This is a genomic window from Opitutia bacterium KCR 482 (genome assembly GCA_029269845.2).
Classification (GTDB): domain Bacteria; phylum Verrucomicrobiota; class Verrucomicrobiia; order Opitutales; family Intestinicryptomonadaceae; genus Merdousia.
The window spans coordinates 2,278,441-2,302,728 of sequence record CP149973.1 but is presented as its reverse complement, the minus strand read 5'-3'; the positions used below and the strand labels follow the sequence as shown (position 1 = coordinate 2,302,728).

25 protein-coding genes and 1 tRNA gene are annotated in these 24,288 nt (G+C 55.8%); 15 read left to right on the top strand and 11 right to left on the bottom strand.

Features of this window, described 5'->3' with window-relative positions:
* The first annotated feature begins 149 nt into the window (after positions 1-149).
* The 4 genes from P3B99_009940 (at position 150) to truA (ending at position 3,925) form a co-directional block, all read left to right on the top strand.
* The gene (locus P3B99_009940) at positions 150-485 is read left to right on the top strand and encodes a hypothetical protein (protein WYJ07511.1); all 336 of its coding nucleotides are present in this window, start codon (positions 150-152) and stop codon (positions 483-485) included.
* Positions 486-655: 170 nt separating this feature from the next.
* On the top strand, positions 656-2,548 hold the full coding sequence (locus tag P3B99_009935) for a hypothetical protein (protein ID WYJ07510.1): 1,893 nt from the start codon (positions 656-658) through the stop codon (positions 2,546-2,548).
* A 145-nt stretch (positions 2,549-2,693) separates the two neighbouring features.
* Complete coding sequence (gene ruvX / locus P3B99_009930) at positions 2,694-3,134, top strand: Holliday junction resolvase RuvX (GenBank protein ID WYJ07509.1); 441 nt, start codon at positions 2,694-2,696, stop codon at positions 3,132-3,134.
* Entirely contained in the window at positions 3,131-3,925 is a 795-nt protein-coding gene (gene truA / locus P3B99_009925; protein WYJ07508.1) for a tRNA pseudouridine(38-40) synthase TruA, read from the top strand. Before ruvX ends, truA begins: the two co-directional genes overlap by 4 nt.
* A gap of 133 nt (positions 3,926-4,058) precedes the next feature.
* Here truA and P3B99_009920 read toward each other — a convergent pair.
* A tRNA-Arg gene (locus P3B99_009920) sits at positions 4,059-4,135 on the bottom strand.
* 399 nt (positions 4,136-4,534) lie between these two features.
* Between P3B99_009920 and rpsR the strand changes: the two genes are divergently transcribed.
* The 3 genes from rpsR to P3B99_009905 are packed head-to-tail and all read left to right on the top strand — an operon-like array spanning position 4,535 to position 7,846.
* Positions 4,535-4,720 carry a 30S ribosomal protein S18 gene (rpsR, locus tag P3B99_009915; protein WYJ07507.1) on the top strand — a complete coding sequence of 62 codons (186 nt, stop codon included), beginning with the start codon at positions 4,535-4,537 and terminating at the stop codon, positions 4,718-4,720.
* Positions 4,721-4,754: 34 nt separating this feature from the next.
* Positions 4,755-5,729, top strand: coding sequence for an L-threonylcarbamoyladenylate synthase (locus tag P3B99_009910; protein ID WYJ07506.1), 975 nt, complete (start codon positions 4,755-4,757; stop codon positions 5,727-5,729).
* 41 nt (positions 5,730-5,770) lie between these two features.
* The gene (locus P3B99_009905) at positions 5,771-7,846 is read left to right on the top strand and encodes a right-handed parallel beta-helix repeat-containing protein (GenBank protein WYJ07505.1); all 2,076 of its coding nucleotides are present in this window, start codon (positions 5,771-5,773) and stop codon (positions 7,844-7,846) included.
* 142 nt (positions 7,847-7,988) lie between these two features.
* Here P3B99_009905 and fabF read toward each other — a convergent pair whose 3' ends face one another.
* From fabF to P3B99_009880, 5 genes are all read right to left on the bottom strand, one after another.
* On the bottom strand, positions 7,989-9,230 hold the full coding sequence (gene fabF, locus P3B99_009900; protein ID WYJ07504.1) for a beta-ketoacyl-ACP synthase II: 1,242 nt from the start codon (positions 9,228-9,230) through the stop codon (positions 7,989-7,991).
* Positions 9,231-9,374: 144 nt separating this feature from the next.
* Complete coding sequence (acpP, locus tag P3B99_009895) at positions 9,375-9,626, bottom strand: acyl carrier protein (protein ID WYJ07503.1); 252 nt, start codon at positions 9,624-9,626, stop codon at positions 9,375-9,377.
* A gap of 118 nt (positions 9,627-9,744) precedes the next feature.
* Complete coding sequence (locus tag P3B99_009890; protein ID WYJ07502.1) at positions 9,745-11,031, bottom strand: OmpP1/FadL family transporter; 1,287 nt, start codon at positions 11,029-11,031, stop codon at positions 9,745-9,747.
* A 149-nt stretch (positions 11,032-11,180) separates the two neighbouring features.
* Positions 11,181-11,504, bottom strand: coding sequence for a hypothetical protein (locus tag P3B99_009885; protein ID WYJ07501.1), 324 nt, complete (start codon positions 11,502-11,504; stop codon positions 11,181-11,183).
* A gap of 2 nt (positions 11,505-11,506) precedes the next feature.
* Entirely contained in the window at positions 11,507-12,250 is a 744-nt protein-coding gene (locus tag P3B99_009880) for a TerB family tellurite resistance protein (GenBank protein WYJ07500.1), read from the bottom strand.
* A 148-nt stretch (positions 12,251-12,398) separates the two neighbouring features.
* Here P3B99_009880 and P3B99_009875 point away from each other — a divergent pair, with 148 nt between their 5' ends.
* The 3 genes from P3B99_009875 to dprA all read left to right on the top strand — a co-directional run bounded on the left by P3B99_009875 (position 12,399) and on the right by dprA (position 15,884).
* Positions 12,399-14,072: a chorismate-binding protein gene (locus P3B99_009875; protein ID WYJ07499.1), complete on the top strand. Its 1,674-nt coding sequence runs from the start codon at positions 12,399-12,401 to the stop codon at positions 14,070-14,072.
* Between the two features lie 98 nt (positions 14,073-14,170).
* Entirely contained in the window at positions 14,171-14,419 is a 249-nt protein-coding gene (locus tag P3B99_009870) for a hypothetical protein (protein WYJ07498.1), read from the top strand.
* Positions 14,420-14,753: 334 nt separating this feature from the next.
* Positions 14,754-15,884: a DNA-processing protein DprA gene (gene dprA, locus P3B99_009865; GenBank protein ID WYJ07497.1), complete on the top strand. Its 1,131-nt coding sequence runs from the start codon at positions 14,754-14,756 to the stop codon at positions 15,882-15,884.
* Here the strand turns inward: dprA and P3B99_009860 are convergent.
* The 4 genes from P3B99_009860 to rpsT all read right to left on the bottom strand — a co-directional run bounded on the left by P3B99_009860 (position 15,881) and on the right by rpsT (position 18,411).
* On the bottom strand, positions 15,881-16,555 hold the full coding sequence (locus tag P3B99_009860) for an RNA methyltransferase (protein WYJ07496.1): 675 nt from the start codon (positions 16,553-16,555) through the stop codon (positions 15,881-15,883). The two genes, dprA and P3B99_009860, sit on opposite strands and share 4 nt — an antisense overlap.
* Positions 16,552-17,589 carry a tRNA-dihydrouridine synthase family protein gene (locus tag P3B99_009855; protein WYJ07495.1) on the bottom strand — a complete coding sequence of 346 codons (1,038 nt, stop codon included), beginning with the start codon at positions 17,587-17,589 and terminating at the stop codon, positions 16,552-16,554. The genes P3B99_009860 and P3B99_009855 overlap by 4 nt, the downstream gene beginning before the upstream one ends.
* Before the next feature lie 6 nt (positions 17,590-17,595).
* Entirely contained in the window at positions 17,596-18,033 is a 438-nt protein-coding gene (locus P3B99_009850) for a bifunctional nuclease family protein (protein ID WYJ07494.1), read from the bottom strand.
* 120 nt (positions 18,034-18,153) lie between these two features.
* Complete coding sequence (gene rpsT / locus P3B99_009845) at positions 18,154-18,411, bottom strand: 30S ribosomal protein S20 (protein ID WYJ07493.1); 258 nt, start codon at positions 18,409-18,411, stop codon at positions 18,154-18,156.
* A gap of 198 nt (positions 18,412-18,609) precedes the next feature.
* Here rpsT and P3B99_009840 point away from each other — a divergent pair, with 198 nt between their 5' ends.
* Positions 18,610-19,761: an MFS transporter gene (locus P3B99_009840; GenBank protein ID WYJ07492.1), complete on the top strand. Its 1,152-nt coding sequence runs from the start codon at positions 18,610-18,612 to the stop codon at positions 19,759-19,761.
* A 53-nt stretch (positions 19,762-19,814) separates the two neighbouring features.
* Positions 19,815-20,738: a hypothetical protein gene (locus P3B99_009835; protein ID WYJ07491.1), complete on the top strand. Its 924-nt coding sequence runs from the start codon at positions 19,815-19,817 to the stop codon at positions 20,736-20,738.
* A 16-nt stretch (positions 20,739-20,754) separates the two neighbouring features.
* On the opposite strand, the gene P3B99_009830 is transcribed toward P3B99_009835, so the two are convergent.
* Positions 20,755-21,264 carry a DUF456 domain-containing protein gene (locus P3B99_009830; GenBank protein ID WYJ07490.1) on the bottom strand — a complete coding sequence of 170 codons (510 nt, stop codon included), beginning with the start codon at positions 21,262-21,264 and terminating at the stop codon, positions 20,755-20,757.
* A 61-nt stretch (positions 21,265-21,325) separates the two neighbouring features.
* Here P3B99_009830 and P3B99_009825 point away from each other — a divergent pair, with 61 nt between their 5' ends.
* The 3 genes from P3B99_009825 to P3B99_009815 are packed head-to-tail and all read left to right on the top strand — an operon-like array spanning position 21,326 to position 24,185.
* Positions 21,326-21,847 carry a hypothetical protein gene (locus P3B99_009825; protein WYJ07489.1) on the top strand — a complete coding sequence of 174 codons (522 nt, stop codon included), beginning with the start codon at positions 21,326-21,328 and terminating at the stop codon, positions 21,845-21,847.
* 48 nt (positions 21,848-21,895) lie between these two features.
* Complete coding sequence (gene argS / locus P3B99_009820; GenBank protein WYJ07488.1) at positions 21,896-23,659, top strand: arginine--tRNA ligase; 1,764 nt, start codon at positions 21,896-21,898, stop codon at positions 23,657-23,659.
* Position 23,660: 1 nt separating this feature from the next.
* Positions 23,661-24,185, top strand: coding sequence for a cob(I)yrinic acid a,c-diamide adenosyltransferase (locus tag P3B99_009815; protein ID WYJ07487.1), 525 nt, complete (start codon positions 23,661-23,663; stop codon positions 24,183-24,185).
* Positions 24,186-24,288: the final 103 nt, after the last annotated feature.

The window sequence follows — 24,288 nt, the reverse complement described above, 5'->3', positions numbered from 1 at the left end:
TATTCACAATAAAGGGAAGCGGCGGTCAAGCGAAATTTGAAACGTCTCCGCAAACAACATGGTGTTCGGGCAGTTGCAAATTTGCATATTCCGCATTCCTTTGCGAATAATGCACAATCTTTTTATAAATTTTTGCTGTAAAGTTAGTTATGCTTCAACCCCAACACCCTGTCGGGATTAAAAAAGCGCGGAGGACAGCGAATGTCGGACACGCTTTCTTGAAACATGCCCCCATAATCTACCCTATCGCCAAAACTTGCAAGAAGAAGTTTTTTACAAGTTATTCACAATTTCAATGTGAAAAATTTTTTGAAGAAAAAACTTGCCAAGCCTCCGCCGCTTTCGATTCCGCGCAAGTTTTAATTTTTCCGAATATTATAAAATTCGAACAAAAGCAGACCGCCATTTTACGCAAAACCGCCTCCTCGGACAAGTTCCAAACGCCCATTATTCGCGCCTTTGCCAAGGTCGGCATCACGGTATAAATGCAAAAAATTGTACATTTTTGAATCTTTTTCGAAATTTCAAATGCCCCACTTACGAAAAAATTTTTTTCGCCCGCGCTACAAAAAAGCGGTTTTTCAACAATAATCTTGCAAAAACCGACAAAACACCAAAAGAATTGGCTTCTACAACAACACACATACATAAGGAAATGGCTAATATAAATCTCAAAAAACTCGCGCTCGTCGCCCTCGCGGCGGTTTCGGCAACAACGCTCTTCGGGGAGGTAAAGGAAAGGTTTTTCGCATACCGCTCGTTCTTTGCGGAATTCGAGGCAATGAAGAATTTTGGCGGAGTCGGCGTGAACACAATAACAATCATGCCCTCCAACACGACAAACTCGCTCGGAGAGCCGTACTGCCAATACCCCGTATTCTGGCGCGGCGACGGACAGTACGACTGGAAGGCGTTCGACAAACAGTTCGAAGACGTCATTGCCGCAAACCCGAACGCGAAAATAATCTGCATTGTAGACCTCAACTCCGCGCCGTGGCTTATGCGCACAATGTCGTTCGGACACACGTTCGACTCGGATAGCTTCTCGATGCTTTCGAACTCGCTCGTCTGCCGCCAGTGGAAAAAGGCGACGGAACGCTATCTGAAAGACTACCTCGACCGCGCCGAAAAGAAATTCGGCGACAAAATCTGCGCATACATGCTCGCCTGCGGACACACCGACGAATGGCTCGACTACACTCTCGGCGTGTCAAGCCCCTGCAAAATCGCCGCATGGCACGCGTGGCTAAAAAAGAACAAAAAGCCCGACGCCGACATTCCCCCGCTCTCGAAAATTTTTGCACCCACTTTCGGCGAACTCCACGAGCCGAATTCGGCGGCGGTCGAATACGCGAAATTCGCAAACGAGGCGGTCGCGGAGGCGATGTCGGACTTCGCGAAAATCGCGCGGCAAAAAATTTCAAAAGACAAGCAGATTGGCTCGTTCTTCGGCTATGTGCACAGAAACGCGCTCGACGGGCACATGGCGTACGAAAAAGTCTTTGCCGACCCCAACTTCGACTTTTTCGTCTCCCCGGGGAACTACACCCTCCGCGCCATGGGAGAAGCGAGCGGCTTCATGACGCCCAACGCCACGCGCACGCGTCTCGGCAAGGGCTGGCTGCACGAAATCGACCACCGCACGCACACCTTCAACCACCAGCTTTCGGAATACGTTCGCATCAAAAACGTCGCCAACTGGAAAGACCAGAGCGAGGACGACGCCGGGCTGAAAAGGGAGTTCGCGCTCGCCACCGTAAACCACACGTCGCTCTGGTGCTTCGACATGTGGGGCAAGGTATTCTCGACGCCCGAAACGCTCGAAACGGTCAGAAAGGGACGCGAAATTTGGGGCAAATTCGCCTCGGATACGTCGCCTACGGAGGCGGAAATCGCGGTCGTGTTCGATACGCAAAGCTCGATTCTTCTCGCGCAAAAGTGGAAGAACGCGAAATACCGCACGAAGCTGCAAAACGACATCTCGAAAATCGGCGCGCCCGTCGAGACGTTCTCGTTCTCGGACATCGGGAAAATCGACCTCTCGAAATACAGGCTTGTGATATTCCCGCACATGTTTGAAATCACGCCCGAACGCCGCGAACTGCTCGAAAAATACATACTGCACGACGGCCGCACGGTCGTAAGCTCCTACGCGCCCGCAATCAGCGACGGCAAAAATCTCGCCCCCGAACGCGTCGAAAAATTCTGCGGCTTCAAATTCGGCGTAAAGGGCGTAAACAAAAAGGACATGGGCGGCTGGACAAGCGTCTATATCGCCGACCCCGACGACTCCTCGACCGAAACGATGAGGGAAATCGCAAAGAACGCTGGAGTCCACTTCTATTCCGACGAAAACGTCCCCGTGTACGCAAACCAAAAACTGCTCTGCGTGCACGTCGCAAAAGGCGGCAAAAAAACGGTGTCGCTGAAAGGCAAATGCAAAAAGGCTACGGAACTCTTCACGGGGAAAGTCGTGGCGGAAAATGCCGACAGCTTCGAATATGAATTCAAGTCGCCCGACACCGCGCTGTTCGAAATAGAGCGGTAGAATGCCGACAAACGCCGAGCCCTCCCCGTAGAATCGCGCGGGGCGCGGCAATCGGCGCGGAACAAAACCGACGCCCTTGCGGAAAATGCCGCGGGGCGTCGGTTTTTTCTTTTGTCGGACGCAAAAACGGCTAAAACATTTTGCCGTGAATTTATTGGGAATAGACTACGGACACAAAAGAATCGGACTGGCGTACGCCGACACAACGCTGGGAGTCGCAGTGCCGATACCCGCGGCGGTCCAGCCGACCCTCGAAGCAAGGCTCTCGCAGATTGCCGACGAAATCAAAATGCGCCGCATTCACAAAATCGTCGTCGGATACCCCTACAACATGGACGGCAGCGTGGGCGACAAAGCGCGAGAGGTCGACGGATTCATCGCCGAAATCGAAAAACGCTTCGGGCTTCCCGTTGACAGAACCGACGAACGCCTAAGCTCGTATCAGGCCGAGCAGGACTTTTTCGCGATGTCGTCGAAGACGAAAAAATCGGTCGCCGCGCGGCAAAAGCACAGGCGCAGCGGCGACATAGACTCCCGCGCGTGCTCGCTCTTCCTTCAAGAATACCTCGAAACCTCCGCAAAATGAAAACGCCCCTGCCCTCCCCCGACGCCGACATTCCCGAATCGCGCTTCAAATGCGTCTGCGCGTACGACGGCACCGACTTTTGCGGCTGGCAGTCGCAGCCAAACGGCATGTCGGTTCAGGATTTCATCGAAAGGCGGCTCGAACAGATTTTCAAGCGCAAGACGCGAATCCACGGCAGCGGACGCACGGACTCCGGCGTGCACGCCGACGCCCAAACCTTCCACTTCGACGCAAAATGGCGGCACGGCGACGCCGCATTGCTTGCCGCCCTAAAATGCGGCTACCCCGATTCGCTCCAAATCCTGTCGGTAGAAAAGGTCGGCAAAGACTTCCACGCCCGCTACTCGGCGAAGGGCAAACGATATGTATATAAAATCTGCGAGGGCGACGCCGACCCGAAATCGACCCGCTACGAGTGGTCGCTCGGACTCCGCAGGCTCGACCTCGACGCCGTAAACCGCGCCGCGCAAATCCTGCTCGGCACGCACGACTTCACCGCATTCAGCGCAAGCCGCGGAACAGACGCAAAGGAAAACCCCGTCAAAACGATTTTCGAACTCCGCGCAAAACGCCGCGGACACACAATAACGTTCTCGACGCGCGGAAGCGGCTACATGTATAAAATGGTGCGCATGCTCGTGGGCGCGCTTGTGGAAGCGGGCTTGGGAAAACTCACGGCGGAGGAAATCGCCGAAACGCTCGAATCGAAAACGCGCGGGCACCGAAAATTTCAGGCAGCCCCCGCAAAGGGACTGACCCTCAATAAAGTCTACTACCGCAAAATCAAATAGCGGACATTCGCGCACCCGCGCAAAAACGCGCCCAACAGCGACACCCCACACCCCGATACAAGCGGTGAATAATTCCAAAAACCGAAAAACAAAAAAACGGCCGTCGGAACGGTCGTTTTCTTAAAAAAAAGACTGGCGCGCCTGGAGGGAGTCGAACCCCCAACCTTCTGATCCGTAGTCAGACGCTCTATCCAATTGAGCTACAGGCGCAGGTCTTTAATAAGGTCATACACGATGTACTTTTCGGGTTTGATTGCAAGTATTTTTTTTCAAAATTTTGCATTTTTTTAACGCGCAAAACCCGACTCGCCCTACGAATTTTTGCAATACAATGAAATCTAAACTCTTCCCGAATCGGCGGGATTTGTTTATTTTCGTATTGTCGCGCAAAAATAGCGGCGAGCGCACCACGCGACGCGCAAAATTTTTGCTCCGCCCCGCCCATAAACGCACAAAAAAGTCTCCCAGCCCCCGCCCCAGCGAAAAAAAACACCCGCACGGAACTTGGACGGCGGGCGCAAAAAAAAATAAAAAAATGGCTTGCAATGGAAATCCTCTGCGCCACTATTGCTTTAATATTTTTATTTAAAACGTATAAACCACACCAATATGACAGAAGAATCAAAGAAAAAGAATGTAGCAGAAATCACCTTCACCGAAACGGAAGCGCTCGGCCGCTACGTCACGGAAACGGGTAAAATCCTGCCGCGCAAATTCACGGGTCTTACCTCCAAAGAACAGCGCCACGTTAAAAAGACTGTCAAGCACGCCCGCAACATGCTTCTGATGAAGTAGGCGGTATTCCGCGGCGCCCGCGCCGTTCGGTATCATGAGCAAAGACAAGCAAATTTCACGGCCGCAATGCGACATTCGCCTCGCGGCCGATTTTATTTTAGCGGGCGGCATCGGCGGAGTCCCCACCGAAACCGTCTACGGTCTTGCCGCGGACGCAACGAACGAATCCGCCGTCAGAAAAATTTTCGCCGCCAAGGGACGCCCGTTCATCGACCCGCTCATCGTCCACGTCTCCGACATGGAAATGGCGAAATCCGTCGCGCGATTCACGGCGGACGCCGAAAAGCTTGCGGCAAAATTCTGGCCAGGCCCTCTCACGATGATTCTGCCGCGCACAGAAAAAATCGGCGACATCGTCACCGCGGGGCTTGACACTGTCGCCGTGCGCATGCCGTCACACCCGATTATGCACGCGCTTATCGAAATGTCGCAACGCCCGATTGCCGCCCCCAGCGCAAACCCGTTCGGCTACGTCAGCCCGACGACCGCCGAGCACGTCCGCGAACAGCTCGGCGAAAAGATAGACTTTGTTCTCGACGGCGGCGAATGCGAATGCGGGGTGGAATCCACAATCGTGCTGATGACATCAAGCCCGAAGAAGCTTCTGCGCCCCGGCCCGATTGACGCCGCGAGAATCGAGGAGGTTTTGGGAGAGGAAATAGACAAAGCCCCCAAGAAAAACGAGGCGCACCCGCAGGCGCCGGGAATGCTGAAAAGCCATTACAGCCCGAAGTCGCGGCTTACGCTTTTCACGTCGCCCGACGAAATCCCCGCCGACTTCAAGGGCGAGACGATATATTTCAAACGCCCGCCGTCGCCGAAAAAAAGCGACTTCTGGCTGACCGAAAGCGGCGACGTGCGCGAGGCCGCCCGCAACCTCTTCGCCCTGCTCCGCTCGCTCGACAAAGTTTCGGAGCACGGCTTCTACTGCCAGCGCGTCCCGAACGTCGGCGTGGGAACAGCCGTAAACGACAGGCTCTCCCGCGCGGAAACAAAGTTTGACAAATAAGGGCGTCTTTGTAATCCTCCGACTTCCCAGGAGGATTTTTTATGTCGGGACGGATTTTTCTTAACTTGCTCTTTTTGTCGGCGGCTTCGGCGTGCGCGGCCGCGGGCGGCAAAATTTTCGTGGCGCAAAGCGGCTCGGACGCATCGGGCGACGGCTCGGAAGCAAAGCCGTATGCGACGCTTGCGCGGGCGCTGAAAGACTGCGCGGGCGGCGAAATATTCGTAAAGTCGGGCGTCTACGAGTTCTCGCAAACGGCGGGCATTGAAAAATCGAAGTCGAAGATTTCGATAACGGGCGAATCGGGCGCGGGGAAATGCGTCGAGTTTATAGGCGCAAAGCGCATAGGCGCGGAGAATTTGAAAAGGGTCGATGACCCGCAAATTCTCGGCAGTCTCCGCAAACCAAGCAAGGGAGTGCTTTACTGCCTTGATCTCAAAAAATTCGGGCTGACCGACTACGGCAAAATGGCGAAGCGCGGCTTCGGAGCGCAAAACAAGCCAATGCAAATGGAGGCGTTTTACAGCGCGGAGCGCGGATTGCGGCTTGCAAAATTCCCGAACAATGGGATTCTGCGCATAGGCGAAGTTCTCAAAATCGGCGCGGTGCAGTCGAAGGAGTGGCGCAAAAAGCTGGGGGTGTCGGACGCCGAGAAAGGCGGCGCAATTTTCAAAGCCGCGCACGAAATCCCCGAATCGTGGCTGAAACACGACGACATTTGGCTTTCGGGCACGTTCTCGGTCGGCTGGGCGGACGACCACCAGCTCGTCAAAAAAATCGACCCGAAGCAAAAGACCGTCGAGCTTCAATTTCCCACAAGCTACGGCGTGCTCAGCTCCGTCCCCGAACTCGCAACGAACAAGCAGGACGTTTCCGTGCGCGGCTACGTTGTCTACAATCTTCTCGAAGAAATCGACGAGCCGCTCGAATACTACATCGACCGCAAGCGCGGAATGTTTTTCGTGATGCTTTCCAAGCCGCCGAAAAAGGGGCAGCACATAGATTTCTCCACGCTCGAATCGCCGATTCTTAAAATTTCGGAATCGAAGGACGTCTCCGTTTCGGGCATAAAATTCTCGGCGGGGCGCAGCGTCGGATTGGCGGTTGCGGACTCGAACAACGTGAAAATATCAAACTGCGAGTTCTCGAATTTCGGCGGCTTCGGAGCAAACGCGGAGGGCTACGAATACAGGCCGCGCAACGACTACGTTTTCGAAAATTGCCGCTTCGCCGACAACGGAAGCGGCGGACTGCGCATTACAGGCGGCGACAGAAAAAAGCTTCTGCCGTCGGGAAATATCGTCCGCGCCTGCGATTTCTTCTGGAATTGTCGGGTAAAGCGCAACTACGCGCCGTCGATTTCAATCGGAGGCGTAGGAACGGTAGTCGAGCATTGCCGCCTGCGCGGGGCGGAGCACCAGCTGCTCTCGTTCGGGGGCAACGACATTTCGATACGCAACAACTCTTTCGAAGACGCCTGCGCAAACGCCTCCGACATGGGAGCAATCTACACGGGGCGCGACCCGTCGAACAAGGGAATCGTAATAGAAAATAATTTCTTCTCGAACATACGCGCGGCAAATCCCGACTCGAAGGTCTGCGCCGTCTACATCGACGACGGTTCGGGCGGCATGAAAATTTCGAAAAACATTTTCTGCCGCAGCGGCACCCCCGGAAGTTCAGACGTTTTCGCGGCGGTCTTCCTGCACGGCGGGCACGACAACATTGTTTCGAAAAACGTGTTTATAGAATGCGACGCGTCCGCCGCGCACAGCCGCTGGAGCGACAAACGCTGGAAAAAAGTATTTTTCGAAGAGTATTTATTTAGGCTCAAAAAAGTCGTGGACATCGAGTCCGAGCCGTACAAAAAATACAAAAGCCTCGAAAACTTCTTCACCACAACGCGCGAGAGGTTCAACGTTTTCGAGCACAACCTGCTCTACAAAACCCCACCGCCCTATTGGGGCGACTTCAAACTGTCTAACACGAAAGCCGCGCTCAAGCCCTCCGAAGCCCCGAAAATAGGCGGCGAGTGGACTCTTTCAGACGTCGAAAAATACTTCGGAAACAATCCCCTCGTGAAAAGCATTCTCGGCGGAAAAATCGGCTTGCCGAAATAGCCGCCGCCCCGCAATCCGCGTTCGGAATCGAAGCTTGCCACGACAAGCGGCGCGGGCATTCCCGCGCAAAACAAAACGCAAAAAAGCCCGCGCTCGAAAACCGAACGCGGGCTTTTGGTTTTCCGCTTAATCGGGAACTTTGCTATATCTTCTTGAAGAGAAGCGCGCCGTTGTGGCCGCCGAAGCCGAGGTTTGTGCTGATTGCAATCTTCACGTCAGCCTCGCGCGCAACGTTCGGGACATAGTCCAAATCGCAGTCGGGGTCGGGGTGTTCGTAGTTGATTGTCGGCGCGACGACGCCGTCTTCGATTGTCTTTGCGCAGACCGCCGCTTCAATCGCGCCTGCCGCGCCGAGCATGTGCCCCGTCATGCTCTTTGTAGAGCTTACCATGAGCTTGTCGGCGTAGCTGCCGAAAACCTTGCGGATTGCCGCGGTTTCGAACTTGTCGTTGTACGGCGTGGACGTGCCGTGCGCGTTGATGTAGTCGACCGATTCAAGCGGAACGCCCGCAGTTTCGAGCGTGCGGATAAGGCACTGCGAAAGCCCGCGCCCCTCGATGTCGGGGCTTGTGATGTGGTAGGCGTCGCAGGTTGCGCCGTAGCCCGAAATTTCGCAGTAGATGTGCGCGCCGCGCGCGACCGCGTGGTCGTAGCGTTCGAGCACGAGAACGCCCGCGCCCTCGCCCATGACGAAGCCGCATCTGTCGGCGTCGAACGGGCGCGAAGCCCTCTGGGGTTCGTCGTTGAAATTTGTAGCCATCGCCTTCATGGCGCAGAAGCCCGCGAAGCTAAGCGGGGTTACCGCCGCCTCGCTGCCGCCCGCAAGAATCACGTCTTCTCGACCCGCCTGCAAGTGGAGCATTGCCTCCCCGATTGCGTGCGTGCCCGTGGCGCACGCGCTGACCACGCTGAAATTTACGCCCTTTGCGCCGAGGTCGATTGCCACTACCCCCGACGACATGTTCGCCAAGAGGTTCGGAATCATGAACGGCGAAACGCGCCTCGGCCCGCGTTCGATAAACGCGCGGGACTGCTTTTCGATTGTGTCCATGCCGCCTACGCCGGAGCCGATAATCACGCCGAAGCGTTCGGGCTTGACGTTGACGCCCGTTTCAAGCCCCGCGTCCTTCATTGCAAGCTTGGAGGCGGCAACCGCGAAATGCGTGTATCTGTCGCTGCGTTTCGCCTCCTTGGGGTCCATGTATTTTGTTGCGTCGAAATGTTTGCATTCGGCGGCGACTTGGCAGTTCAGCTCGCTCGCGTCGAAAAGCGAAACTTTGTCGATTCCGTTTTTGCCGTTTTTGAGGGCGTCCCAAAACGCTTCGACACCGTCGCCGAACGGGGAAATTACGCCGATACCGGTTATTACGATACGTTCCTTCATATAAAAAATCCGTTTGCGTTGCGCCGCGGCGCGGAGCGCGTCCGCGGTATTTCAAGTCCGCGCGGGGCGGACTGCTCCAAAAAAAACGACCCGTTCACAATAGTAAAATGTTGCAAACGGGTCGGCTGAAAAAAGATTATCGACCTACTCGGACTTAGACTTGATGTAGTCGATTACCTTGCCGACAGTCGTGAGCTTTTCGGCGTCAGATTCGGGGATTTCCTTCCCGCCCATCTGGTCCTTGAACTCTTCTTCGAAAGCCATGATAAGTTCAACGGTGTCGAGCGAATCGGCGCCGAGGTCATCAATAAAGCTGGCCTCGGGGGTGATTTGCTCTTCGTTTACGTTGAGCTGATTAACGATGATTTCCTTTACTCTTTGTTCTATATCTGACATCTTGTTTTGTCCTTTTGAGGTTGTCTCATTCAAAAACACCCGAAGATACTCGCAATTTGCGCCTCTTTTGTAAAGCTTTTTTTCGCGGCGCGTCGGTCGGGGCGGCGCGCCGAAATTTCTACCACTTCATGCCGACCTGCACGGAAACTACGTTCGCCATTCCAGTGAAATAGCCCTTCATGGTGCCCAAGCCCGACGGGCTTGCGTTGTTAATCGAGGGGTCTTCGAGGAACAGAATGTATGTGTAGCCGAGGTTGAAGTTGAATTTGTCGTACTGGTAGCCCAAGCCGCATGATAACCAAACGCGGTCGGTGCAGGGAATGCGGGCTGTGCGGAACGACGCGTTGCGCACGGGCGATTCATCCCAAGCCGTGCCGAAGCGGATTACCATGTTTTTGTCGAACTCTGGATAGTAGTGAATGCCGAACGCCACGCGCGAAGTGTCCTTCCAGTTTTCGTACACCGAACGCCCGCCGACCGTGCCGCTTCCGTCGGAATACTTGATGTTGAGATATTCGAACGCGCTCCAACCCGTCCAGGAATAGTCGAGCATGACGGCGAAGCGGTCGAGGTCGCCCCACAGACGCTGGTAGATGCCCGCGTTCACGGTCTGCGGCAGTGTGAGGTCGCAGTTGATGCGTTTGTACGCCGAAGTGCCAAGCACGATTTGTTCGGCATTGCCGCCGAGGTCGTGGCTGACTTCGCTGCGCCAGCTGACGCCGAACTTGCCGCCCTCAGCGTATTTGATTGTAAAGCCGACATTCGCGCCCGCGCTCCAGCCGTCGCCCGAAACGCGCAGTTTTGCGTCGGGCGAGCCAAGCCCCGTGAAGACGTTCTGCGTGAGGTACGCGTGCATCCAGTTGAGCGACGCGCCCGCCGAAATCGAGAGCCAGTCGTTTACTTTATAGGCAAGGCTCGGGTTTACGTCGATGGTTGTGAGGTCGGAATTGAGGGCGTGGTATCTGCCCACCCAGCCTTCGTCGTAGTCGGTTTCGAGGCCGTAGGTTGCGGTCGTCGAAAAAGTGAATGCAAAGTCCTCGTGGAAGCGGTAGACCGAATAGAAATTCGGAACATAGGCGATTTCGCCCGCATTGCCGCCCTCTCCGCCCGACATATTATAGAGGTCGCGATAGCCCGTCGTTCCCTGATTGTGGAATTCGAAATTGGGCACTACAAAGTTCAGACCCGATTCCATGTCTATTTCCCCGACCCCGATTTTCTCGGAAAATATCGCTGCCGACGGATTCCAGAATGCGGCGGAAGCGTCGGACGACGCATTTGCCGTAGCCCCCGCCAAGGCGGAGCCTATGTTTGACGCGCCTTGTTCCAAAACTTGGAACCCCGCGCCGTGGGATACACAACAGGCGACAATCAACGCGCCCGCGTACACATTTCGCTTTTTCATAATTTTATAGATTTAGCAAACGCTTCCCATAATAAAAAGAAGCGAACGCAATTATGCACTTTCGCTTCCGAAATAAAAGCATTTTTTTACAAAAAAAACGCCGTCTTTTGGCGGACGGCGTTCAAATAAAAAACATATATTATTGACACTCAAAGAGCATCAGCCATAAAAGACGGAATTTTTATTTCGCGGTCTTTTAAATTATCATTTAGAACAGCGTTCAGCCATTTGCGGTCGGACGAAATTTCCGTTATTTTAAGGCACTTTTGACCGTCTTTTTCGACGACTTCAAAACGCCCAACCTCGACCGAAATCGGCTGGCTTTCGCCCGCGAGCGTCGCCCTGAACGAGCACTTCGCGGCGTCGGTATCAAGCACCACGCCGATGTCGCCGCCCTCCAAGTACTGCGGGAATTTGTTTCTGATGTAGCCTTCGAGGGCGACCGATTTGAATTTGTCGAGCATATTAGCCATTGTTATTTCCTGTATTTTTGTATTAAAGAGTATGCGTCGTTGACGCGGCAGAGTTCGTCCTGCAAAGCCTTCAAGGCGTAGTCGCCTATTCCCTTGCTTTTGAGAATGTCGGGGTGAAGCTCCCTGCATTTTTCGCGGTAGACGCGCTTGATTTCGGCGTCGGAGGCGGATGGCTCCACGCCGAGCACCGCGTACGCCTCGGAAAGCTCCGAGCGCGAAACCTCGCGGGATGCGCCGCCGCCGTTCGAGCCTCCCCGCGAGCCGTCGAAATAATGCCATTCCAAGCCCAAGCGGTTTGCCGCCCCGCGCAGAGCCTCGGCAACTTCGGGCTTCGCGCCGCCGTCGGCAAACGCCACCCGCGCCAAGACCGCAAACGCCGCGCGGCGCATTTCGGAAGTCGGGAACGCGTCGGCGAGCCGCTCCACGGAGTCGAAAAACGAAAGTCCGTCCGACTTCGCCGCGCGGAAGCATTCAATGGCCCTTTTGCGCATTTCCGGGGAAAAATTCAAGTCGGAGAAAATGCGCTCTATTTCGCGGATTTCGGCGTCGCTTATGTGCCCGTCGATTTTCGCGAGCTTTGCGACGGCGTAGAAAAGCGCGGGCATGCCTTCGGCAAAGGCGTTTTCGCGTCGGGCGGTGGCGGACGAAGCCGAGTCGAAAAAGTGCCCCGCCGCCAGACCGAGAGCCGCCCCCCACGGGCCTCCCGCGAGTCCTCCCAAAATTGCGCCTAAAATTTTTCCTTTCATCGTAGTAAAGCCGCCATTTTTTCCGAACCGCGCCGACATTGCGAGATTTTTTTTGCGTCCGCGCCATTTTCCGCAATCCGCCCGAAAAAACTTGCAAGAAAGGCGCGGCGCGTCCATTCCTTTCGTCCGTTATTTTCAGCAAAAAAGCATGCAGATATTTTCCGACAAAATTTTCGAAAATCCTACCGCCGTTTTGGAGGCGCGGAACAGACGCGAATTCGCCGAAATGTTCGCAAAAATCGACGCGCTGAAAAGGGAAAAATACATTTTGGGATACGTCGAATACGAGGCGTGGAAAATCTTTGCGGAACAAAGCCCGACGCCCGACGCGCCGAACGACGCCTCCACGAACGCGCCCCTCGCATATTTCGAAGTCTTCGACGGATTCCGCAGCTACGAGCCGTCGGCGAGGTCGGGAAATTTCGAAGCCGCGCTCTCCCCCGACCTGCCGCGGCGGGACTACGACGCCGCGATAGCCGAAATCAAAAACCGCATTGCCGCCGGCGACACCTACGAAGTCAACTTCGCCTACCCCAACACGCTCTTTACCGACTGCGCCGACGATTTCGAGCTTTTCGAAAGGCTCGCCGCCCGCCAGCCCACGCCCTTCCGCGCGTTTCTGAAAAACGAACACCTGACGGCGCTTTCGTTTTCGCCCGAACTTTTTTTCAAAATCGAATGCGGCAAAATTTCGGTGTCGCCGATGAAGGGCACGGTTCCGCGCGGAGACACGCCCGAAGCCGACGAGCGCAACGCCGAATTCCTCAAAACCGACGAGAAAAACCTCGCCGAAAACCTCATGATTGTCGACCTCATGCGCAACGACCTCTCGCGCGTTTCCGTCGCGGGAAGCGTTGAGGTTGAAAGCATGTTCGACGTCCGCGCCCTGCCGACAGTCCACCAGATGACATCCACGATTTCCGCAAAACTCGCCCCGAACGCGGGCACATTCGACATCTTCGAAAGCATCTTTCCGTGCGGGTCGATTACGGGCGCGCCGAAGCTCTCGACAATGCGGATTATCGAGCGGCTCGAAAAGTCGTCGCGCGGAGTGTACTGCGGCGCAATCTGCCTGTTCTCGCCCGAAAGAACCGTTTGCAGCGTGCCGATTAGAACCCTCGAACGCCGCGCGGGCGAAGCGCGTTTCAAATACCGCGTTGGCGGCGCGGTCGTATGGGACTCCACAGCCGACGGCGAACGCGCGGAGACCGCCGCAAAGTCGGAATTCATAAACGGACGCTTCGGGCTGCTCGAAACAATGCGCGTCGAAAACGGCGTTCCGCATAACTTCGAACTGCACGCGCGGCGGCTCGAAAACTCCGCTCGGGAGCTCGGCTTTGCGTTCGACGCCGACGCCTTCCGAGGGATTGTCCCCGAACGCGACGGCATAATGCGTGTCGAGCTTTCGCGCGGCGGCAAACTTTCGGTTTCGTACCGAAAACTCTCCGAATGCGCGTCCGACAAAATCGCGGTTTCCGACGTCCGCGTGGATTCTGGAAACTCGCTTCTGCGCCACAAAACGACAAAACGCGCGGCGTTCGATTCCGCCGCAAAAAAGGCCGCCGCCGAAAACCTCTACGACGCGCTAATCCTCAACGAGCGCGGTGAAATCACGGAGGGTTCGCGCACGAACATAGTCGTCGAAAAAGACGGAAAACTGTTAACGCCGCCGCTTTCGTGCGGAGTTCTCGACGGCGTGATGCGCCGCGCAATGTCCGAAAAACTCGCCGAAAAACCCCTGTTTCCCTCCGACCTCGAAAACGCCGACAAAATCTTCTGCATCAATTCCGTACGCGGAATTAAGCGGGTATATCTTGCGTAATCATGCACAATATATTATGAATAGATAAGCACATGTTCGAATTAAAAATATTATTTTAATATTGCATTCAATATTTTTATACGCAAATATGGCGTCAAATGAGAGAGACGAACAAATACATCAGACGTACCATATCCATATCGCCTCACGTTGACGAAATACTCAACAAAGGCGCGGACAGGGAATTCGGCGGCAATTTCAGCGCGTTCCTTGCCCATATTGTGCTCGAATACATAAAATGCAAAAACTGTTTTTCGAGGCAGATTGGCGAAAACTGCGCCCCTGCGCCGAGGCGCGGTAAATGCGCGAAAGTCGCCGAAAACGCCCTTGCGGCGGACGACAGATAACCCCCACCACCGCCGAGCCGCCCCTTAAAAGCGGCGCGGACTTCCAAGATTTCGGCAATCCGCCGCAGCGAAAATACCCCGTCGGCGCATGTCCGCGCTTTCGCAAAGCGGAACGCGCGTTTGCAAACATTCGCTCAGATTTTCCGCCTTTCGCGCGATTGCCCAAGCGGTACACCCGCGCATGCGCCCTCCGCTACCCGCGCCGAAAAATTCGGCGATTCCGCCCCTCCCTCCGCCGTCCGAAAAGCGTTCCGCGCAGGCCTTTTGAACCGCCCGCCACATTTTCGGAATTATTTGCTTTAAATAAACAACACTTCCCCCATAATTCGAAAAAATGGACGAAGATTATAAATACTATATAAAACTTTGCGCGATTCCCGAAATCGGGGCGGTATCGGCAATGCGGCTGCTCAAATATTTCGGCTCTCCGCAAGCCGCGCTTTCGGCGTCCAAAAGCGAGCTTATGAAGGTCGAGAAAATCGGCGAAAAGACCGCAAACTCGATAATCGCAAACCGCGACAAAATCGACGTCGAAAAAATCCGCGCCCGCATGGACGCCGTCGGCGCAAGGTATATCCATTTCAACGACCCCCGCTACCCCGCCCTGCTGCGCAAAATTCCAGACCCGCCCGTCGGCTTCTACATCATCGGCGACTGCGACTTCTCCGCGCCGTGCATTTCGATAATCGGCTCGCGCAACTGCTCGGTCTACGGGCAGATTACCGCGCGGAAGTTTGCGGCGTCGTTCGCGCGGGCGGGCTTCACAGTAGTCAGCGGAATGGCGAGGGGAATCGACAGCTGCGCCCACTACGGCGCGTTGGAGGCGAAGGGAAAAACCGTCGCGGTGCTCGGCTGCGGCGCGGACGTCCTCTACCCGCCCGAAAACGGCGACCTCTACAACAGGCTCGTCTCGCACGGGGCGATTGTCTCCGAATTTCCGCTGGGCACGCGAGCCGACAGGCAGAATTTTCCGATTCGCAACAGAATAGTCGCGGGGCTTAGCGTGGCGACGCTCGTGGTAGAGTCGGACATCAAGGGCGGAAGCATGATTACCGCAAGGCTCGCGGGCGAACAGGGGCGCGACGTTTTCGCAATCCCGGGGCGCATAGACCAGTCGACAAGCAGGGGCTGCAACGCGCTTATCCGCGACGGCGTGCGCCTTGCGACATGCCCCGAAGACATCATCGACGAACTCGCGTTTTCGAACCAGCTGTCCTTCGACCTCAAAAGCGAATCAGCCCCCGAACCCGCAAAACCGGAAGAGCCGGAGTGTCCGCAAATCAGGCTGTCGGGCGACGAAGCGGAGGTCTTCAAGTGCTTCGAAAGCGTCGAAAATCTCGACGCCGACACTGCGGCGTCGCTTTCGGGGCTTAACGTGCAACGCTGTCTGTCGGCGCTGCTCATGCTCGAAATCAAGAAAGCGGTCGTAAAAAAGGCGGGTGGAATCTGGACAAAGCGCGGTTAGGCGCGGGAAAGCCAGTTGAACAGAATTTCGTCGCGCTCGGCTTCCGAAAGTTTCCAAGAATCGTCGAACGCCCGCATGCGCGACGACAAAACCGACATGCAGAGCGCGGAAAAAACCGACAGGTTGAAGCTCTGCACAAAGCCCGCCATCGGGAGCGAAAACACGCAGTCCGCCTCGGCTTGCGCGGCGGCGCTCAGCCCCATTCGCTCGGTGCCGATTAACAGCGCGAGCGGCCTGTCAACGGGGATTTCCTCCAAGCCGACGGCGTCTGAGCGCAGGGCGGCGGCGGCAATGCGGTAGCCGCGCGAGCGCAGGTCGCGCAGGGCGCGTGCGGTGTTTTCCTCGGCGGCGCGGGAGACAATGTGCTTTTTTGAAATCCCGTTTTTGGGAACCACGGCCTCGGCGCAAACGTACCTGCGCAGGGTCAGCCACTTCGACGCGCCAGTATCGACGCTCCCGCTTATTCTGTCGAGGTATTTGTTTTCGATAAAATACGCGTCCTGAATGCCGAATGCGTCGCAACTACGGAGCACGGCGGCGGCGTTGTGCGGCTGGTAGACGTCCTCCAAAACGACGGCGAGCTTGCGCGTGCGCATGTCCAAAACGCGGAGCATTTTTGCGTAGCGTTCGGGCGTGATTTTCTTCGAAAGCCTTTCTATTTCGGCGTTCATAGCTCGTGGTTCGGGCGCGAGCATACGCCCGCGTAAGGCTCTTGCGGGAAGATTTTTTGCGCGTTGCCGCCGTCGAGCATAAACTCGTCGCAGACTTTCAAAAGCGAGTCCATGCCCTTTGCGCGGCGCATTTTGTAGAGGAACGCGCCGTCGGGGTCGATGGCAGTCCCCACAAAATTCAGAAATTTTTTCAGGCGCGAGTCTGCGTACTTCATGCGGTCGGACGACGCCTCGATGTTCGCCCGCAGGGCGTCAACATATCCGCGCACGTCGGCGAGAGTCGGCTCGAACACGGGCAGTCCCGCAAGCTCTTCGGAAATCTGCCTGAATATCCACGGATTCCTGACTGCGTGCCGCCCGCACATGACGCCCGCGCAGCCCGTCGATTCGATAATCTCCCGCGCCTTTTTCGCGCCCGAAATGTCGCCGTTTGCAATTATCGGAATGTCGCACATGCGCACGGCTTCGGCAATTTTCGAATAGTTCGGAACGCCCTTGTAAAGCTGTTTCACGGTGCGGGCGTGGATTGTTATGAAATCGGGTTTGCCCGCGAGCACCGTTTCGAAAATCTCGGCGAACCTTTCGTCCGAATCGAAGCCCGTGCGCATTTTCACGCTAAGGCAGCCGTCCCACTCGGAGCGCATGACGCGCAGAATTTCGGCGATTTTGGGAATGTCGCGCAAAAGCCCGCCGCCCACGTTTTTGCGGTACACTTTCGGCGCGGGGCACCCCAAGTTGAGGTCGAGCATTTTTATCTGCGGATAGCAGTTTCTGATTTGCGCTATTGCCTTGGAAATGTACTCGGTGTTTTCGCCGATGAACTGGGCGCACACGCGTTGCGGGTTCAGCAAAACCGATTCGAGAATGTGCGGCTCAAGCTCGTAATACTCGTGGATTCGGAAGTACTCTGCTATGGCGAAATCGGGCGCACCGCGCTCGGAAACCGCCCGCATGAAGCCAGCGTCGGTGATGTCCTGCATGGGCGCGAGGAACGACACCTTTTTCGAATTTCGGGAGAACGGCGCGTCTGCCATGAAAAACTATGCGCCCTTGATTTTTTTGAACGCCTCTCCCATGTCGGCGACGGAATCGAGAACCTTCCGCGAAACGAAAATCGGCGCGCCCGCGCGGAGCGCAAGCGCGATTGTGTCGCTGGGGCGTCCGTCGACCTCGGCGATTTTTTCGCCAAGCTCGTTTTTCATGACAATATTCACATGGGTGAAGAAAGTGCCGTCGTCAACGTGGTAGATTACGACGCTTTTTACGGAGCATTCGAGCGCGTCGAGCATTTGCGACACGAACTCGAACGTAAGCGGCCGCTCCGACTTCATGCCCGACAACGCACTTTGCATGTTCATTCCGCGCGCCCTGTCCACATAAATCACGAAAATTTTTTTGTCGGCGCGCAAAAAAACCGCGTATCCGTACGGAGACGGACACACGTCCAAAACTTCGGCTCTGATAAGAATGTCGTCCATTGCCGTTTTGCGCCCTGCGTGTTGCGGATAAATAGAGTATCGGCGGGCGGCAGTTGGGGGAAAGCTCGTATAAAAATTTCGGCTTCGGAGAATACCGAAGCCGAAGTTCAAAACATTGCCCTACTTGGCGAGCTTTGCGGCTGCCTTCGCGAGGCGGCTCTTCGTGCGCGCTACCTTGTTGGGGTGGACGATGCCGCTTTTTACGGCCTTGTCCATAGCCGAAGCCAGCGCGGCTCCGTTCTTTTTAAGGGATTCGAGGTCGGTGCTCGCCGCGGCGTTCTTCGCCAAAGTCTTGATGCGGCTTGCCGCCTTGCGATTGCGCAGTGTGCGTGTTTCGGTTCTGCGTATGTCTTTTTTCGATGATTTGTTGTTTGCCATGATTAGTATTTAAAGAAATTCTGCAAAATCTGTATTTTGAAGCTCACAAAGAAATTCGTTTTTTAATCAAAACGCAAGAAAAATTCCGCCGTTTTTCGTTTTTTTTTATTTTTTGCCCCCGAACGCCCCATGCGCGGCAAATAAAAATTGACAAAGCGGAGGAAATTTTCAAAAATCCCGTTAATCGTTCAACTAACTATGAAAAACAAAAGCACTCTATTATTTGCGCCCGTTTTGGCGGCATTTTTCGTCATGGGCTATGTGGATTTAATCGGCATTTCGTCGAACTACATTAAGGCCGACTTCGGGCTGTCTGACACGTCGGCGAACATGCTGGGGGCAATGCTGTTCGTCTGGTTTCTGGTGCTGTCGCTGCCCACGGGCATGCTCATGAACAGGCTCGGACGCCGCAAGACTGTCGCGCTGAGCGTCGCGGCGACGACCGTCGCAATGCTCGCGCCCATGCTCGACTACTCATTCCCGTCGATGCTCTTTTCGTTCGCGCTGCTCGGAATCGGCAACACAATGTTGCAGGTTTCGGTGAACCCGCTCGTCGCCGACATCGTGCCGCCGGAAAGGCTTGCAAGCGGAATAACGCTCGGGCAGTTCGTCAAGAGCATAGCGTCGTTCGCGCTGCCCGCGGCGGTGATTTGGAGCGCAAAAAATTTCGGCGAATGGCGGGCGGCCTACCCCGTTTTCGCGGCGGTGTCGCTCGTGCCGGCGGTCTGGCTTGCGTGCTCGAAAATCGGGGAAAGCGCGCCCGCGAAAAACTCGTCGTTCGGCGAATGCTTCGGACTCCTCAAAGACGGCGCAATTCTCGCGCTTTTCTGCGGGATACTCGTGCATGTGGGAATCGACGTGGGCGTCAACATCACCGCCCCGAAAATCCTCATGGAAAAGGCGGGGCTTCCGCTTTCGGAGGCGGGCTACGCAACAAGCCTGTACTTTTTAAGCAAGACCGTGGCGGCGTTCGCGGGAGCGGTGATTTTGACGAAAATGTCGCCGCAAAAATTCTTCGTGGCAAGCGTCGCGCTGATGATTGCCGCAAGTGCCGCTCTGTTTTTTACCGACGACAAAACAGCGATTTTTGCGTGCATCGCGCTTGTGGGCGTCGGCAACGCAAACGTGTTTTCAATTATATTCTCCCGCGCTCTGCAAATTCTGCCCGACAGGAAGAACGAAATTTCGGGGCTGATGGTCATGGGGATTGCGGGCGGCGGAATTTTCCCGCTCGTCATGGGCGCGGCGTCCGACGCGACAGGCTCGCAGACGGGGGCTGTCGCGGTGCTTCTGCTATGCATGGCGTACCTCGCGTTCCTTGCGTGCTCTAAAAACGGCGTAAAAATGTAATTGAAAAACGCGCGGCTTAATGCGAAAAAGTCCGTCAAACGACGGACTTTTTTATGGCAAAAATCTTCATTTACATAGACGAAATCGAAGCCGACGGGCGCGAAATAGCCGCAGCCGCCGCGCATTGCGCCAGAACCGAAGCCTCCTACGGGGCGTCGCTTTCGGGCGGACGGGCGTTGTGGATTAAGGCGGGCGCGGACGCGCCTTTCGGAATTTTCAAATACCTCAAATTCGCGTTCGGCGCGGGGCTGCACCCAAAATGCCTTTTCAACCTGCCCGCAGTGCGGGGGAAAATCGCAGAAGCATTCAAAAAATCGCGCGGATACGCGGGCGAATTCGGCTTCGCAAAAATCCCCTACGAAACATTGCGATACCTCGATTTTACCGAAAAAAATACGCCCCCCGCGCTCCCGAAAAACGCGGTTTTCGACGCGTCGAAATCCGACAAGGAAAACGCGGAAGACGCCGTCGAGCGGGCGAAGTCGGGGCGCGACGTTTTCCTGAGGCTTGCGCGCGACCCAAGCCTGCGGCTTACGCGCAAAATAGCCGCCGCCCTCCCCTCTCCCGAAAACGAAATCCAAGTATACTCGCCGGTGGCAATGCCGCCCGCCGAATCGGAAATCGACCTCCGCGCCGCCCTGCGCAAAACGGGGCTGAAGCACGGCAAGGACTACATCGCGTTTTTCGAAAAGACCTCCGTGCGGTTCTGGTTTGCCGCCAATGCGCCCGAAGCGAAAATCCGCAAAGTCTTGGAGGAATCTGGCGCGCGGATTTTGTCGGACGCCGAAAGGGAGCGGCTGGGAATCGCCGACGCCAAGTTCGGCGACGCCGTCGCGGCAGTCCCCGCCCGCGCCCGAATTGCGCGGAATTTCGGGCTTTCGGCATACTCGGAGGACGGCGGAATTTTCCTGTCGTCAAACGGAAACGCCGCCGCGCCGGCCTCGCCCGCCGACTTCGCAAAACGCGCCGAAAAATAGCCGCGCGGCAAGCCCGCTAAAAATATATTCTGCCGATTTCAAGCGAAAACCAGAGCGCGAGGAACACCACGCTCAAAAACTTGAAGACCGACGCGAACACCGTTCCCAGAAACGCTCCGATGCCCGCGCGCGTCGCGTCGCGCCAAGACGCCCCGCCGAAAAGCTCGAACGCGAGCGCAAAAAACAGCGGCGCAATGAAAATCCAAAGCATGGGCGGGGGAATCAGCATGCCCGCAAACACGCCGACAAACGCGCCGAAAACGCCGCGCCACGTAGCCCCGAATTTCTTTGCGCCTATCCACGACGCAAAAATGTCCACAAGCTGCGCAAAAACCGAAACCGCAACCGCTGCGCCCGCAAGCCACCAAGAAATTTCCGCCGACGGAACGAAAATCTTGAAGCATAAAACCGCAAGCCCCGCAAGGAGCGGCCCCGGAACGACGGGAATGAACGAACCCACCGCGCCTACCGCCAACATTATGTAAACGACGCCCGCCCAGCACGCAATATAGATTTGGTTTTCCATTTAGGCTTGAAAATAAGTTGTGTTTCTATTTTATCAATAAAAGTTTCAGCATAAAAATACCATGGAAAATAAAGACAGCAAACTTTTGGAAATTCTTCAACAGGAAAAGTTCCTCGCATTTTTCGATTTCTGCAAAATCGGCGAATCGGGCGAGAGCGAACTCGACGGGCTCTGCAAAGTGGCAATCCCCCAAAATGTCGAGAACATAGACTACATCTGCTTTACTTTCATATTCGACACGCCGAACGAAGCCTCGAAAATGCTCGCAAAAAGAATCATGGCAAAACTCACAACAGAGGCGTTCAGAAAGGCGGAGCCGTCGGTCTACGCGGTTACAAGCGTGCCCGCAATCATGAGGCAGGCGGAAAACTATATCCACCAACTCGACGTAATTTTCAAAGACAAGGTAAACGAAGACCACAAGAGCATAATCAACAGACTCGTCTTTACAATCCGCAACGCCGCGGGCTTGGACACCGAAGTCCCCCAGTGGTGGGACGAATCCGCCGCCCCCGCGCCTACGGAGGCGGAAAAGGCGAACTGGTCGGCGCGTATCAAGGCGTTTTTGGGAATTAGGAAATAGCAACTCCCCGCGCCGTTTCGAGAATGAAGCGGCGTTTATTTTTTAGATATGAATATTTGGTTCCACCCGTCAAAAGCAATAGAAGCACTGCTGAAAGACTCCGCCGAAAAGGCGGGTTTTGAGGCGGATTTCCAGCCGCAGGTTCGCCCCGCAGACCCCAAATTCGGGGACTTTCAGGCAAACGGCGTCTTGCCCTACGCAAAGTCGCGCAAACAGAATCCGAGGGCGGCGGCTGAAAAGCTCGTCGAAACGCTGAAATCGTCGCCCGACTTCGACGAATCGTACATCGCAGTCTCGATTGCGGGGCCGGGGTTCGTAAACTTCGCGCTCACGCCCAAATTCCTCGGCGCGTGGCTCGCAAAATACAGGGGCGAAGCCGAACTTAAATCTGCGGCAAGCAAGTTTTTCGACGGCAAGAAAATGGTCATAGACTACCCCTCGCCGAACACCGCAAAACAAATGCACGTAGGACACCTCCGCCCCATGGTCATAGGCGAAGCCGTCAAACGCCTGCTGAAATTCTGCGGCGCGGATATCATTACCGACAACCACGTCGGCGACTGGGGCACAAACTTCGGCATTCTCATCTACGGAATCAAGACAAACAACTACAAGCTCGACGCCGCCAACGAAAACTCGCTCGAAGAGCTTGAACATATGTACAAGCTTGGCAGCGCGCTCGTGAAGGAGTCGAAGGAAGCCGCCGACGCCGCGAGGGAAGAGCTTGTGAAGCTTCAAAACGGAGACCCCGAAAACGTCGCCCTTTGGAACGAAATCAACAAGGTGAGCGTCGTGGCGTTCGACAGAATGTACAAGCGCATGGGGCTTACAATCGACATCACCCTCGGAGAATCCTTCTACCGCGACAAGGTCGGCAGAATCTACAAAGAGCTGACCGAAACTGGAATCGCCGAGGAAGACCAGGGCGCGCTCGTCGTGTTCCTGCGCGACCACGACAGATTCAAAACCCAGCCCTTCATTATCCGCAAAAGCGACGGCGCGTCGAACTACGCGTCGACAGACTTGGCGACGCTTCTTTACAGAGTGGAGCACTTCGGCGCGGAGGAAGTTGTCTACGTTACCGACGGCAGACAGCAGGACCACTTCCAGCAGCTCTTCCTCACCGCCAAGAAATGGTTCGGCGCAAAGGGATACAAACTGCCCGACCTGCGCCACGTCTGGTTCGGCACGATTTTGGGAAGCGACGGCAAGGCAATCAAAACAAAGAGCGGCGAGCCTATCCGCCTGCGCGCGCTTTTGGACGAATCGGTCGCGAGGGCAAAGTCGATTGTGAAGGAGAAAAATCCCGACATCGACGAAGCCGAAGCCGACAAAATCGCCGAAACCGTTGGGGTCGCCGCGCTCCGCTACGCCGACCTCGTGCAAAACAGAACAAGCGACTACGTTTTCTCGTGGGACAAACTTCTGGCGTTCGAGGGCAACACAGCTCCCTACCTGCTCTACGCAGTGGCGCGAATGCACTCCATTTTCCGCAAGGTGGGAGTGTCGCCCGACGCCGATTTCGAAAAGGACGCCTCCCCGCTCGAAACCGAGCAGGAAATCGCCCTCGCCCGCAAAATGCTGGCGCTGCCCGCGGTGTTCGAGCAAACGCTCTCCGAACTGCGCCCGCATTACCTCTGCATTTACCTCTACGAACTTGCGGGCGTATTCTCGGCGTTCTACAACGCGAACAAGGTTATTGTGGACGACAAGCCCACGATGGCAAAACGCCTCGTGCTCTGTTCGCGAACTCTCGGAATCCTCGAAGCGGGGCTGCGACTTCTGGGCATAGAACCTCTCGAAAAAATGTAAAATGAAAATCTCGACAAAAAACGGCGACGGCGGCAAAACGAAACTCGTGTTCATGCGCGAAGTTTCGAAGGCGTCTCCGAACGTCTGCGCATACGGCGCGCTCGACGACTGCTCGGCTACAATCGGCTTGGCGCGGTCGTTCGCGCCCGAAGAGACAGCAAAAAAGCTCCTGCGCATTCAGGAAAAACTCGTGTTCCTGATGACGGAGCTTGCGACGGCAAGGGAGGACTTCCCCAAACTCGCCGAAAAGAACATCAAGACTCTCGGCGACTCCGACCTCGCCGAGCTCGAAGCGCAAATCGACGCCTACGAGGGCGGCGGCAACACGTTCATGGGCTGGACGCATTCGGGCGAAAACAGCTTGCAGGCGTCGCTCGACATGGCGCGGGCGCGGTGCAGAAACGCCGAGCGCGAAATCGTGAAACTCGCCGAAGCCGACGGTCTTGCGAGAGACTTCCCCCTGCGCTACGTCAACAGGCTTTCCGACCTGCTCTACCTCATGGCGCAGGACGCCGCCGCAAAATAAAGCAAAACGCACACCGCGCAACGCAACGGCGGAACTTTCCTGCGCGGCGGCAGTTTTTCGCCGCGACGCTACGTCGCCCTCCGCCGCAGTAGCTGTTTCACGC